This is a genomic window from Paracoccus sp. SM22M-07 (assembly GCF_001887735.1).
Lineage (GTDB): Bacteria > Pseudomonadota > Alphaproteobacteria > Rhodobacterales > Rhodobacteraceae > Paracoccus.
The window spans coordinates 103,138-115,923 of sequence record NZ_JPKW01000005.1 but is presented as its reverse complement, the minus strand read 5'-3'; the positions used below and the strand labels follow the sequence as shown (position 1 = coordinate 115,923).

Sequence of the window (12,786 nt, the reverse complement as noted above, 5' to 3'; positions counted from 1 at the left end):
ACGCAAGACGGGGGCCGATGACACGACCCCCGCAAAAATTCCGGTTGATGGTTCTGTGGATAGCCTGTGGACAAATGGGCCCTCAGGCGTTCGCTTCCTGCCATTGACGGGGATTGGTCAGGAAGGTCTGGACCTCGGCCAGGGTGGCCTCGTCGAAGGATTGCTGTTCGCGGGCTTCGGCCAGCACGTCCCACCAGGTGCACAGGTGATGCAGCTGCACCCCGTGATCGGCCAGGCGTTGCGTGGTTTCCGGGAAGATGCCGTAATAGAAGATCACCGCCGTATGCGCGCAGGTCGCGCCGGTTTCGCGGATCGCATCCACGAAGGACAGCTTGGACCCGCCATCGGTGGTCAGATCCTCGACCAGCAGCACGCGCTGGCCTTCGGTCATCACGCCTTCGATGCGGGCGTTGCGGCCATAGCCCTTGGGCTTCTTTCGCACATAGGTCATGGGCAGCGACAGGCGTTCGGCCACCATGGCACCGAAGGGGATGCCCGCGGTTTCACCGCCCGCAACATTGTCAAAAGCCTCGAAGCCCGCGTCGCGCATGACGGTGGCGGCCATGAAATCCATCAACGTGGCGCGGACGCGCGGAAAGCTGATGATGCGGCGGCAATCGACATAGGTCGGCCCCTTCAGGCCGGACGCATAGGTGAAGGGCGTTTCGGCATTGAAGTCGACGGCCTTGATTTCCAGCAGCATCCGGGCGGTCAGGCGGGCGATCTCGTCGCGCGTGGGGAAAGTCAGGCTCATGCGGTCTCCGGGTGCCAAAAGAGGGGGAAGCCGGGGTCGAAGACGGTCACGACCTCGTCCCCGGCGGAAATGGTGGCGGGATAGGGGGCGGGCGTGTCGCGGCGCACCAGCGTGATGCGATCCTCGGACGGCGCCATGCGATAGAAGGCCGCCCCGTTCAGGCTGGTGAAGGCCTCCAGCCGGTCCAGCGCGTCTTCATCTTGGAAGACCTGCGCCAAGATCGACATGGTGTTCGGTGCGGTGAAGCAACCCGCGCAGCCGCAGGGCTGCAGCTTGGCCCTGTCGGGATGGGGCGCGCTGTCGGTGCCCAGGAAAAAACGACCCTCGCCGCTGGTGGCGGCCTGGCGCAGCGCCAGACGGTGGCTTTCGCGCTTGGCCACAGGCAGGCAATAGTAATGTGGCCGGATGCCGCCTGCCAGAATGGCGTTGCGGTTGATGACCAGATGGTGCGTCGTGATCGTCGCGGCCAGATCATCCCCGCCCGAACGCGCGTAATCCACCCCGTCCGAGGTGGTGATATGCTCCATCACCACCCGCAGCCCCGGCACCTTGCGGCGGATCGGATCCAGCACGCGGTCAATGAACACGGCCTCGCGGTCGAAGATGTCGACGGCCGCGTCGGTGACCTCTCCGTGGACGCACAGGGTGATGCCATGTTCGGCCATCGCCTCCAGCACCGGGCGGACGCGGTCCATGTCGGTCACGCCGCTGTCGGAATTGGTCGTGGCACCGGCGGGATACAGCTTGACCGCGCGGATGATGCCGGCCTGGAAGGCGGCAACGACATCGGCAGGATCGGTCGCATCGGTCAGATACAGCGTCATCTGCGGCTGCAACGCCGCGCCCGCGGGCAGGGCCGCCATGATCCGGTCGCGATAGGCCGCGGCCTGCGCGCCCGTCACCACCGGGGGCACCAGGTTCGGCATGATGATCGCGCGGCCGAAGCCTGCGGAATGGGGGGCCACGGCCTTCAGCATCGCGCCATCGCGCAGATGCAGGTGCCAGTCGTCGGGGCGGCGAAGCGTCAGCGTCTGTGTCATGGATGTGCCTTTTACATTGTCATGGCGTCTTGCCAAGCGTCAGCTGCATGTTTCTTGGAACCTTGCGCCCTTGGTCGCGGTTGCCCATGACGATCTGAGCAGGCACCCTGGGTCATCCGATCCCGCCGGTGCCGTCGCAACACAGAAAGATCCGTACATGAACATGATGATGCCCATGGTGCTGCCAGCCGCGCAAATGCGCCTTGTCACCCAGTTTTCCCGCATGGCGATCGAATCCCAGCTGATCATCGGCATGCGGATGGCTGGCATGATGGGGCTGATGCCCCAGGCCCCGGGCGAGAATTTCCGCATGATCGCCGAAAAGCAGGCCGCCGCGTCCGAGGCGATGTTCGCCGTCGCCAAGGCGGGCATGATCGGTGCCAGCCCCGAACGCATGATGTCGGCCGCGCTTCGCCCCTATGGCAAGCGCACCCGCGCCAACAGCCGCCGCCTGACCGCCAAGAAGGACTGAGGGGGAACGGTCTTCGCCCCCCATGGTTGTCTTGATGACAACGAACCAAAGGGGGGCGGGATGAAGACGGCATTGATCACGGGCGGTGCGCAGGGCATCGGCAAAGGCATCGTCGCAAGGTTGCGCCAGGACGGCTGGCGCGTCGCGGCGATGGATCTGGACGGACAGGCCCTGTCCGAACTGGCCGAGGAAGACAGCCACATCCTGACCCTGTCAGCCGATGTCGGCGACGAAAGTCAGGTCGCGTCGGCGTTTGATCAGATGCAGGATTGGCTGGACGGTCAGGGTCTGGACCTGCTGGTCTGCAACGCCGGCATAGCCGACCCTGTCGGCGGACCCATCGAGAACTTGTCACTGGTTGATTGGCGGCGTTGGCAGGACAGCCATGTGACGGGGGCATTTCTGTGCACGCGCGCCGCCGTGCCGCTGCTGCGCAAGGCGGGGGGCTGCATCGTGATGATGTCATCGACCCGCGCCCAGCAGTCCGAACCGCAGACCGAGGCCTATTCCGCCGCCAAGGGGGCGCTGACGGCGTTCACCCGGGCGCTGTCGGTCAGCCTGGGTCCCGATATTCGCGCCAATTGCATCCTGCCCGGCTGGATTGAAACCGCGCCATGGCAAAAGCGCGCGAACCGCAAATGCCCCGAACATTCGCATACCGACATGGCGCAGCATCCGGCAGGGCGGGTGGGCAGACCGGCGGACGTGGCGGCATTGGTCGCCTGGCTTGCCTCGGACGAAGCCGGCTTCATCACGGGGCAGGATTTCGTGGTCGATGGCGGCATGAGCGTCAAAATGATCTATGCCGAATGAAAAGGGCGGCGGGTTGAACCCGTCGCCCTTTCGCCGTCAGATTGGGATCGTTCAAATCAGCTTGCCCATCGCGACCGCGGTGTCGGACATGCGGTTCGAGAAGCCCCATTCATTGTCGTACCAGGTCAGGATGCGGACCATTCGGCCTTCCATGACCTTGGTCTGATCCATGTGGAAGATCGACGAATGCGGGTCATGGTTGAAGTCGGACGACACCAGCGGCTCTTCGGTATAGCCCAGAATGCCCTTCAGCGGACCGTCGGCCGCGGCCTTGATGGCGGCGTTGATTTCTTCGACGGTGGTGTCGCGGCTGGCTTCGAAGGTCAGGTCGACGACGGAAACGTTCGGCGTCGGCACGCGGATGGCGACGCCGTCCAGCTTGCCCTTCAGCTCCGGCAGCACCAGGCCCACGGCCTTGGCGGCCCCGGTCGAGGTCGGGATCATCGACAGCGCCGCGGCGCGGGCGCGGTACAGGTCCTTGTGCATCGTGTCCAGCGTCGGCTGGTCGCCGGTATAGCTGTGGATGGTGGTCATGAAACCGCGATCGATGCCGATCGTGTCGTTCAGGACCTTGACCACCGGAGACAGGCAGTTGGTGGTGCAGCTGGCGTTCGAGACGACGATGTCGTCGGCGGTCAGCGTGTCGTCGTTGACGCCGAAGACGATGGTCTTGTCGGCATTTTCGCCGGGTGCCGAGATCAGGACGCGCTTGGCACCGGTCTGCAGGTGCGGCTGGACCTTTTCCTTCGAGGTGAAGATGCCGGTGCATTCCATGATCACATCGACATCGCCCCAAGGCAGTTCGGCCGGGTTGCGGATGGCGGTCACCTTGATCGGGCCGCGGCCCACGTCGATCGAGGAACCATCCACGGTGACCGTTGCCGGAAAGCGGCCATGCACGCTGTCATAGCGCAGCAGGTGGGCGTTCGTTTCGACCGGGCCCAGATCGTTGATGGCGACAACCTCGATATCGGTGCGTCCCGATTCGATGATTGCGCGCAGGACGTTGCGACCGATACGGCCGAAGCCATTGATGGCGACCTTGACTGCCATGGGTACCCCTCTTGAGCAGGTGACGGTTGCACATCCTCTAACGTGACGGCAACCCTGATGCAAACGCGACAATGGCGCAGATGACGACCTAGCGCCAGAAGGCGCAATATTCGATGAACCGATCCATCGTCTTGCCGACGAACAGCGGCAGATCACCCCCCAGCCAGACCTGATCGACAAGAAAGGCGGCGGCGATCAGCAGCAGCAGGGCGATTGCGATTTGATTGGTCATCTGCGCCTCCGATCGGTGGTTTATCACGCGGCGCGCCTTCGGGGGCAAGACGCTTTCACGCCGTCCTATTCATCGTCCTGCGGCATGCGCAGCGTGATCTGGCCCTCCTCCTGCAGGCGGCGGATGGTGGCGACGACTTCGGTCTTGGCGTCTTCGACATCCTTGGCGCGGGGCTTGCCAAGCGCCTCGCGTTCCTCGCGCAGGCCGTCGGCCATGCGCTGCGACAGGTTCGACAGGATGAACTCCGCCGCCGCCTGATCGGCGGGTTCGGTTGCCGCCAGCGCCCGGATCAGGGCCGCCTGATCGACATCGCGCACGATGCGCGGCACCTCGCGCGGTTCGACGCGGGTGGGGATATGGCCAAAGATGAAGATCGCCTTGCGCACCCCTTCGGCAAAGCTCGTGTCGCGTTCCTCCAGCACCTGCAGCACGTCATCGCGCAGATCGGCGGTGGCAAAGTTCAGGATGGCGCCCATGCGGTCGGCGGCTGGCGTGGCGATGGCGGGTTTGGGCAGGGCGTCGGCGGCCTGCAACAAAACCAGCCCCACGCGTTTCAGCGCATCAGGCGTGACCGCGGCCGTCATCGACATGGCCTGGGCCACGGACCGCGCCCGGTCCCGCGACAAGGCCAGAAAGGTGGCCGAGGCCGCTTCGACCGGCAGCTTGGACATCATCAGGGCAACCAGTTCGACAGATTCCGCCTGGGCCAGCTTGATCAGCACGTCATTGGGCAGCGCGCAGATGCGCCCCCACGGGTCACCACGCCCCGAAATGGCATCCGCCTGGCGCACCCGGTCGCTGCTGGCATCGGAAATGCGTGCGCCCAGCATTGCCAGCGTGCCGTCCATGTCGCCCGGGAAGGTGACGCCCACCGATTCAAGCCGGTCGCAGAATTCGGTGATCACGGCATCGCGCGTCTGCCGGTCGATCAGCTGCATCCCGGCCATTTCCTGCGCCAGAAGCGTCTGCGCGTCGCTGTTCAGCCGGTCCAGCCCCGCGACCTGATCGTCGTCCAGCAGAAGGCGCACGATAACCGCCGCCTTCTGCCTCTGGCTAAGCCCGATCTGCGTCGTCATCACTGCCCCCATGGTGGTCATCATCCTGACCGCCACATTGGCAGAACAACCCTAACGCAAGGTTATCAGGCGGGCGCTTTTACAGGGGCGCCTGTTCGAAAACCCGCTTGAAGATCGTGTCGACATGCTTGGTGTGATAGCCAAGGTCGAACTTCTCCTCGATCTGGGCGGGCGACAGGGCGGCGGTGACTTCGGCATCACCCAGCAGCTCGGTCTTGAAGTCGGCGCCCTTTTCCCAGACCTTCATCGCGTTGCGCTGAACCAGGCGATAGCTGTCCTCGCGGCTGACACCGGCTTGCGTCAGGGCCAGCAGCACCCGCTGCGACATGACCAACCCCTTGAACTGGTTCATGTTGCGCAGCATGTTTTCGGGATAGATGACCAGCTTGTCGACGACGCCCGCCAGACGGTTCAGCGCGAAATCCAGCGTGATGGTCGCATCGGGGGCGATGCCGCGTTCGACCGAGGAATGGCTGATGTCGCGTTCATGCCACAGCGCCACGTTCTCCATCGCGGGGATGACGGCCATGCGGATCAGGCGCGCCAGACCGGTCAGGTTTTCCGTCAGCACCGGGTTGCGCTTGTGGGGCATCGCGGACGATCCCTTCTGGCCGGCGCTGAAGAATTCCTCGGCTTCCAGAACCTCGGTCCGCTGCATGTGGCGGATCTCGATGGCGACGTTCTCGATGCTGCTGGCGATGACGCCCAGCACGGCAAAGAACATCGCGTGGCGGTCGCGCGGAATGACCTGGGTGCTGATGGGTTCGGGGCGCAGGCCCAGTTTCGCGCAGACATGCTCCTCGACCGCGGGGTCGATATTGGCGAAGGTGCCGACGGCGCCGCTGATCGCGCCGGTCGCGATTTCATCGCGCGCGGCCAGCAGGCGGGCGCGGCCCCGGGCCATTTCGGCATAGAAGCGCGCGAAGGTCAGGCCCATCGTGGTCGGTTCGGCATGGATGCCATGGCTGCGGCCGATGCGGACCGTGTCCTTGTGTTCATAGGCGCGGCGCTTCAGCGCCTCCAGCAGCTTGTCCATGTCGGCCAGCAGGATGTCGGCGGCGCGCACCAGCTGGACGTTCAGCGTCGTGTCCAGCACATCGCTGCTGGTCATGCCCTGGTGCACGAAACGCGCCTGGTCGCTGCCCACATGTTCGGCCAGATGGGTCAGGAAGGCGATGACGTCATGCTTGGTGACGGCTTCGATCTCATCGATGCGGGCGACGTCGAATTCGACATCCTTGGCCTTCCACACCGCATCCGCGTTTTCGCGCGGGATCACGCCCAGATCGGCTTGGGCATCGCAGGCATGGGCCTCGATCTCGTACCAGATGCGGAACTTGGTTTCGGGGGACCAGATGGCGACCATTTCGGGGCGGGAATAACGCGGGATCATGGGGGCTCCTTTCGGTTGTCGTGGGCATAGCCTCGACGTGCCGCAGGGGCAAGTTTTCATCACGCCCGCGTGCATTCGCGCGGAACATTCCGCCCCGATGGCGGGTTCGGTCCACAAGAACCGACATTCAAGACGAGGTACGCCATGCGCCGCCCCCACGACCCCCATCCCGAGCTGACCGAAGCCGATCACACCAGCCAGACGCGCTTTGGCCCCCGCCCCGTTCCCGAAGGCCACAAGACGGGCAGCCCCTATCCCCATCGCCCGATGCGTTCCACCAAGGTGCCGCCTTCGGGACGGGTGTCGCCCGACGGGCGCCAGGCGTGGCCCGAACCGTCGCTGACCGCCAAGATCATCGTCTGGGGCGGCATGGCGTTGGGCGTGGCCGGCATCACGGCAGCCACCTCGATCGCGGCGCGCAAGCTGGTCGCCAGCGACCGCCCCGAACCGCCGCGCCTGACAGGTCCCGCGCCGGTCGCCCCCCGCTTTGCCCAGCTGGAGGAAGACGACCGCGAGGCCATGCGCCGTCGCGTCCGTGCCCAGGCCCGCGACGATGCCGCCCAAAAGGCGCGTCTGCGGTCCAAGGCAGGGCAGGGTCGCGACCGGGGCAATTTCGCCAAGGACCTGACGCGCACCGCGACCGAGCTGACCGATGGTCTGAACGGGGTCGCCCAATCGCTGGTCACGGCCTTTGACAGCTTCCGTGGCGTGTCCCGTCAGGCGACCACGATCGTGGCCGATTTCGTGGCTGCCGCCGATCAACTGAAATCCATGGTGAATGGCGCACCGGGCCCGGCACCGGCACCGCGCAGTGCGCCCGCAGAACGTGCGGCCGCTGCCCCGCAGGCACCTTCGGATCGTGCGCGGGATGCGGATGAAAACCGGATCAACCGGTTGTAAGGCTGGCACAAAGCATGAAGGAACAGATGATGCAGGACAGGCCGGGCGTACTCAGCGCGATCTTCGACCCCTTGGACGATCAGACCCGCAGCCGGTTCGGCCTGGCCGAAAGCAAGGCGGATAAACCCGCCTTGCAACCCGATTCCCTGCCCAAAGGCCGTCCGCCGCGCCTGCGCGACCTTGGCTTTCGCGATATCGTGGCCTTGTGCAAATCCATCTTCACCCAGATCGGAGAGGATCGCGTCACCTCGGTCGCGGGGGGCGTGACCTTCTTTGGCTTGTTGTCGCTGTTCCCCGCCATCACCGCTTTCGTGTCGCTCTATGGTCTTCTGGCGGACCCTGCGACCATCCAGTCGCATCTGGAAATGCTGCAGAGCTTTCTGCCCTCCAGTTCGCTGGACATCATCCGCGAACAGGTCTCGTCGATCACCTCGGCATCCTCGGGGGCCTTGTCGCTGGCGGGGATCGTCGCGCTGCTGGTGGCCTTCTGGTCGGCAAATGGCGGGATGAAGGCACTGTTGTCGGCACTGAACGTCGCCTTCTTTCAGCATGAAACGCGCAGCTTCCTGCGCCTGAACATCGTCGCGATGGCCTTCACCATCGGGGGCCTGCTGCTGATCGCCCTGATGCTGGTCGTGATTGCGGTGGTTCCCATCGTCCTTGGGTATTTGCCCCTTGGCCTGGGCAGCGAAACCTTCGTCGCCCTGATCCGCTGGCCCATCATGTTCAGCGTGCTGGTCCTGGCGCTGGCTGCGATCTATCGCTGGGGCCCGGCATTGCCCGACGCGCGCTGGCGCTGGATTTCGCCCGGTGCCTTGTTCGCCGCGGTGGCGCTGGTGGTCACCTCGATGCTGTTTTCCTGGTATGCGGCCAATTTCGCCGATTACAACGAAACCTACGGTTCCTTGGGGGCGGTCGTCGCGCTGATGACATGGCTGTGGCTGAACGCGACCATCGTGCTGGTCGGCGCCGAGATCAATTCCGAGCTGGATCGCCATCTGCGCAAGATGGCCGGTCTGAAACCCTTGGCATCGACTGGTCAGAACGCATCCTGATGGCTTCACCCTATATCCCGCTGATCACCGCCATCGTGCTCGAGGTGCTGGGCACCTCGATGCTGCAACGATCGGAACAGTTCACCCGGCTGTGGCCGACATTGGCGATGACGCTGTGCTATCTGGCCAGCTTCTATCTGCTGTCGGTCAGCCTGAAGGTCCTGCCTCTTGGCGTCGCCTATGCCATCTGGAGCGCCTGTGGCGTCGCCTTGGTCGCCGTCATCGGTCTGGTCGTCTTCGGCCAAAGGCTGGATATGCCCGCCGTGCTGGGGCTGACGCTGATTGTGGCCGGGGTGGTGGTGATCAACGTCTTTTCCAACACCGTCGGGCATTAACGCTCGGTCAGCTTCAATTCGATGCGGCGGTTCAAGGCGCGGTCCTCGGGGGTGTCCTGCGGCGCGATGGGGCGCGTGTCGGCAAATCCCGTAGGGGCCAGACGGTTCGCGGGAAAGCCCAGTTCGTCCGTCAGATAGCGAACCACCGCCAGGGCGCGACCCTGGCTCAGTTCCCAGTTGTCACGATACCGCCCGGTGCCCGACAGGGGCAGACTGTCGGTATGACCATCAACGCGGATGATCCAATCGATCTCGGCGGGGATCTCATCCGAGATCTCGGTCAGCAGCACGGCCAGCTCCGCAATCTGGTCGCGACCCGCGGGCGAGAGCGTCGCCTCACCCGGGTCGAACAGCACTTCCGACTGAAACACGAAGCGGTCGCCCACCACCTTGACGCCGTCGCGTCCCGACAGGATCTGCGACAGCCGGCCAAAGAATTCCGACCGATAGCGGGCAAGGTCCTGCGCCTCGGCCTCGGCGGCCTGGCGGGCCTCCTCCTCCAGCGCCAGCCGCCTGCGCGATTCGTCGGCGGCCCGCAGCAGGGCGGCATTCAGCTGCTGGCCCAGTTCGGCGACCTGCAATTCGGCCTGATCCTGTTCCTCTCCGGCGGTTTGCAGCAGGGCTTGCAGCGACCCCAACTGCGCCGTCAATTGGGCGACCTGTTCGTTCAGCAGGGCGACGCGGCGCTGGCTATCCTCGGTCAGGTCGTCCTGCTTGGCCAGTTCCTGGCGCGCGGTGGCCAGCAATGCGGCCTGGCGTTCGGCCTCATCCATCCGGCGCGCGGCCTGAAGGTCGGCCTCGTCCTTGGCGGCATTCGCGGCGGCCAGCAGGGTCAGCGTGTCTTCGGCCTGCCGGCGCTGCTCCTCCAGTGCCAGGGTCATGGCGGTCAACTCGCTGTCGGCGGTCTCCAACCGGTCCCGCAACAGACGCGCGGCCTCGGCCTCGGCCAGGCGGTCCTGTTCGGCCCGGCTCAGGTCGTTCCGGGCCGTGTCCAGCGCCTGATCGGCTTCGGCGTTGCGGGCGCGCAGGTCAGCGACCAGCGCCTGCAGCGCATCACGCCGGGCTGCGGCCAGTCGGGCGGTTTCCGCCGCCGCATCCGTTTCCTGACGCGCGGCCGCCACGGCCATCTGCGCCGCCGAGGCGCGTTCTTCGGCGGCGCTCACCTCCAACTGCAGCTGTTCCACACGCGCCGCATCGGTCGCGCGGGCGGCCAGCAGGGTGGCGACCTCGGCTTCGAAATCGGTCAGCCGTGACTGTGCGGTGGCCAGCTCTTGCCGGCCCTGGTCCAGCTGGCTGCGCAGGCGGGTGATGCGGGCGGCGCGTTCGCGGGCGGCGGCTTCGGCATCGGCGGCACGTTCGGTCTGGGCCTGCAGATCGCTGGCCAGCGTGTCGCGTTCGTCATTGGCCGCACCAAGCGCGCGGTTCAGGGATGCCACCTGCTGGCCCAGCCCCTCCAGCTGCTGCTGCTGATCCGAGATGACCTGTCCCTGGTCGCTGATCGTGCTGTCCTGTGTCGTGATCTGTTCACGCAGGACCGATTGCACCACCATGAAGATGGTCAGCACGAACATCAGCACCATCAACAGCGCCGTCATCGCATCCACGAAGCCCGGCCAGATCGTGGCCGAGAAGCGCTGTGCCGAAGAACCCCGGGCCAGACGCATCACCTAGGCCCCCCGATGCGGGATCAGCGGATCATCCGGCAGCCGGTCGTCCCGGAAGGGATCGCTGAAGCGCGCGGCCCGCACGGCGCGGGTCAGGACCAGGATGTCCGAGCGCAGTTCGGCCACCATTTCATCGCGGCCTTCGTTCAGCTGGGCCGTCATGCTGGCCAGCGCATCCTCCAGCCGCGACAGGTCGGGGGCGGTCTGGGGGCGACTGGCCAGGGCCGTCAGCAGCCTGTCCTGCCCGTCCGCCAGCCGGTTCAGGCTGTCGATCAGCGTGGCGTTGCCATCATCGGGGCGCTGGACCAGCGCCTCGATCGCCTGCGCCATGACGACGACGCGTTCATCGGCCATCAGGGCGGCTTCCTCGCGCATGGTGTCGCGGTCGGCGTGATAGCTTTGCAGGCGGTCCATCTGCCCGGCCATCTGTTCTAGGAAACCCGCCAGGGCGGCCTGATCGACGCCGTCGCCTTCGCTTCCTGCCAGGCTGATGCGGGTAAAGCCCGACATCCACTCCTCCAGCTCGCGATAGAAGCGGTTCTGGCCATGGGTCACGAACAGCTCCAGCAGCCCCACCACCAGCGACCCCGCCAAACCCAGCAAGGATGACGAAAACGCCGTCGCCATGCCGCCCAGCTGCGCCTCAAGGCCGGTCATCAGCTTGTCGAAGACATCAAGCCCGGTTTCGCCATCCTGCGGCGCCAGCGCCCGGATCGTTTCCACGACGGCGGGCACGGTGGTCGCCAGACCATAGAACGTGCCCAGAAGGCCAAGAAAGATCAGCAGGTTGGCCAGGTATCGCGTGATGTCGCGCAATTCGTCGATGCGCGTCGCCACCGAATCCAGGATCGACCGCGCCGATCCCGTCGAGATCACGCCGCCCGCGGGACCCCGCGCACCCAGCAGGGCCGCCAGCGGTGCCAGCAGACGCGGTGCCTGGGCATCGGGCGCGGCGGTTTCCGCGCCACGGCGGCGTGCGGCAAAGCCTTCGATCCAGCTGACCGACCGGACCAGCTGCGCCAGCTGCCAGAAACAGGCCAGCACGCCCACCCCGAAGACCGCCAGGATCAGCCCGTTCAGCCAGGTGTTCGCCATGAAGATCGGCAGGATGCGCCCATAGGTCAGCCACCCCCCGATCATCACCAGCGCCAGCACGCTGAGCATCAGCAGGATCTGGCGCACCGGCTGCGAAAAGCGCGGCGCACCGGCGCCCATCAGGGCCTGGTCGCGCGTCGCGGTGATGCGGCGTTCGCCAAGGGTCAGCCGCCCGGGGGCGCGGGGGTCGCCAGATGTCGGATCGCTCACGTAAATACCCGTCCCTTCGATGCTTTTCGGCCAAGTGTAGGGAAGCCCCCGTCACTTGCCAAGCATTCCGAAGGGCAGGGCGCTCAGGGCCGGGGCATGGACGCCTGAAGGTCACGCACCGCTTGGGAGAGGCGGTCCAGTTCGTCATCGGCCATGCCGATATCGGCCAGATGGGATGCGGTGTTGTGCAGGTAATCGGCGTTCGGGCCACGCCCGCCATGCGCGGCGGCGATGATGCGCGCCTGTTCGTCATGGGGCAATCCGCCCGCATATTGCCAATGATCGCGCCGCATCACATAGGCCAGCGCGTGGATGTGACGCCCGTCCTCCAGTTCCAGCGGCAGGATTTCCTCGCGATAGGCTTCGGTGACCAGTTCGCGGGCGCGCAGATAGGCCAGGACGCTGTCATGGTCCTGGGGGGCGATGCGCAGGGCCACGCCGCGGCAGGCGGCCTGCGGGTCTTCGTCCAGGCCCAGCACCAGGCCCGGCAATTCACGCGTGCCACGATGCTCGATCGAACGCAGGCAGAAGCTGCGCGCAAAGCCTGCCAGCCGCGCGGGGGCGATTTCGACGGGCGTGAAGCCGGGGTTCCAGATCAGCGAACCATAGCCGAAGACCCATTCGATCTTATGCGTTGTCGTTTGTTCCATTGTCGGCAAAGGTAAGCCACCAGACGGGCGGAAAAAAGAGGCGG

14 protein-coding genes are annotated in these 12,786 nt (G+C 65.6%); 5 read left to right on the top strand and 9 right to left on the bottom strand.

Annotated elements, in window-relative coordinates; genetic code table 11:
* Nucleotides 1-82: 82 nt before the first annotated feature.
* Together IE00_RS10080 and pyrC are read right to left on the bottom strand one after the other, a co-directional pair.
* On the bottom strand, nucleotides 83-754 hold the full coding sequence (locus IE00_RS10080) for an orotate phosphoribosyltransferase (protein WP_072296985.1): 672 nt from the start codon (nucleotides 752-754) through the stop codon (nucleotides 83-85).
* The gene (gene pyrC, locus IE00_RS10075) at nucleotides 751-1,794 is read right to left on the bottom strand and encodes a dihydroorotase (RefSeq protein ID WP_072296984.1); all 1,044 of its coding nucleotides are present in this window, start codon (nucleotides 1,792-1,794) and stop codon (nucleotides 751-753) included. The genes IE00_RS10080 and pyrC overlap by 4 nt, the downstream gene beginning before the upstream one ends.
* A gap of 157 nt (nucleotides 1,795-1,951) precedes the next feature.
* On the opposite strand from pyrC, the gene IE00_RS10070 reads away from it, so the two are divergent.
* Nucleotides 1,952-2,266: an antibiotic ABC transporter gene (locus tag IE00_RS10070; protein WP_240493847.1), complete on the top strand. Its 315-nt coding sequence runs from the start codon at nucleotides 1,952-1,954 to the stop codon at nucleotides 2,264-2,266.
* Nucleotides 2,267-2,326: 60 nt separating this feature from the next.
* The gene (locus IE00_RS10065) at nucleotides 2,327-3,079 is read left to right on the top strand and encodes an SDR family oxidoreductase (protein WP_072296983.1); all 753 of its coding nucleotides are present in this window, start codon (nucleotides 2,327-2,329) and stop codon (nucleotides 3,077-3,079) included.
* A 51-nt stretch (nucleotides 3,080-3,130) separates the two neighbouring features.
* Here IE00_RS10065 and gap read toward each other — a convergent pair whose 3' ends face one another.
* The 4 genes from gap to purB all read right to left on the bottom strand — a co-directional run bounded on the left by gap (nucleotide 3,131) and on the right by purB (nucleotide 6,833).
* Nucleotides 3,131-4,132, bottom strand: coding sequence for a type I glyceraldehyde-3-phosphate dehydrogenase (gene gap, locus IE00_RS10060; RefSeq protein ID WP_072296982.1), 1,002 nt, complete (start codon nucleotides 4,130-4,132; stop codon nucleotides 3,131-3,133).
* Nucleotides 4,133-4,220: 88 nt separating this feature from the next.
* On the bottom strand, nucleotides 4,221-4,364 hold the full coding sequence (locus IE00_RS20110; protein WP_170864123.1) for a hypothetical protein: 144 nt from the start codon (nucleotides 4,362-4,364) through the stop codon (nucleotides 4,221-4,223).
* Between the two features lie 65 nt (nucleotides 4,365-4,429).
* Entirely contained in the window at nucleotides 4,430-5,440 is a 1,011-nt protein-coding gene (locus IE00_RS10050) for a FliG C-terminal domain-containing protein (RefSeq protein WP_170864122.1), read from the bottom strand.
* A gap of 79 nt (nucleotides 5,441-5,519) precedes the next feature.
* Nucleotides 5,520-6,833, bottom strand: coding sequence for an adenylosuccinate lyase (purB, locus tag IE00_RS10045; RefSeq protein WP_072296980.1), 1,314 nt, complete (start codon nucleotides 6,831-6,833; stop codon nucleotides 5,520-5,522).
* Between the two features lie 144 nt (nucleotides 6,834-6,977).
* Here purB and IE00_RS10040 point away from each other — a divergent pair, with 144 nt between their 5' ends.
* From IE00_RS10040 to IE00_RS10030, 3 genes are read left to right on the top strand one after another with little or no spacing between them, the layout of a single operon-like run.
* Nucleotides 6,978-7,733: a hypothetical protein gene (locus IE00_RS10040; RefSeq protein ID WP_072296979.1), complete on the top strand. Its 756-nt coding sequence runs from the start codon at nucleotides 6,978-6,980 to the stop codon at nucleotides 7,731-7,733.
* Nucleotides 7,734-7,747: 14 nt separating this feature from the next.
* A complete protein-coding gene (locus IE00_RS10035; protein WP_072296978.1) occupies nucleotides 7,748-8,788 on the top strand; it encodes a YihY/virulence factor BrkB family protein in 1,041 nt (346 codons plus the stop codon).
* Nucleotides 8,788-9,123, top strand: a complete 336-nt coding sequence (locus IE00_RS10030) for an SMR family transporter (RefSeq protein WP_072296977.1) — start codon at nucleotides 8,788-8,790, stop codon at nucleotides 9,121-9,123. Before IE00_RS10035 ends, IE00_RS10030 begins: the two co-directional genes overlap by 1 nt.
* Here IE00_RS10030 and IE00_RS10025 read toward each other — a convergent pair.
* The 3 genes from IE00_RS10025 to IE00_RS10015 form a co-directional block, all read right to left on the bottom strand.
* Complete coding sequence (locus IE00_RS10025) at nucleotides 9,120-10,787, bottom strand: peptidoglycan -binding protein (RefSeq protein WP_072296976.1); 1,668 nt, start codon at nucleotides 10,785-10,787, stop codon at nucleotides 9,120-9,122. The genes IE00_RS10030 and IE00_RS10025 overlap by 4 nt on opposite strands.
* A gap of 3 nt (nucleotides 10,788-10,790) precedes the next feature.
* Nucleotides 10,791-12,002 (bottom strand): hypothetical protein, encoded by a 1,212-nt coding sequence (locus IE00_RS10020; RefSeq protein ID WP_072297084.1) that lies wholly within the window; start codon nucleotides 12,000-12,002, stop codon nucleotides 10,791-10,793.
* A gap of 173 nt (nucleotides 12,003-12,175) precedes the next feature.
* Nucleotides 12,176-12,742, bottom strand: coding sequence for a gamma-glutamylcyclotransferase (locus IE00_RS10015; RefSeq protein WP_072296975.1), 567 nt, complete (start codon nucleotides 12,740-12,742; stop codon nucleotides 12,176-12,178).
* Nucleotides 12,743-12,786: the final 44 nt, after the last annotated feature.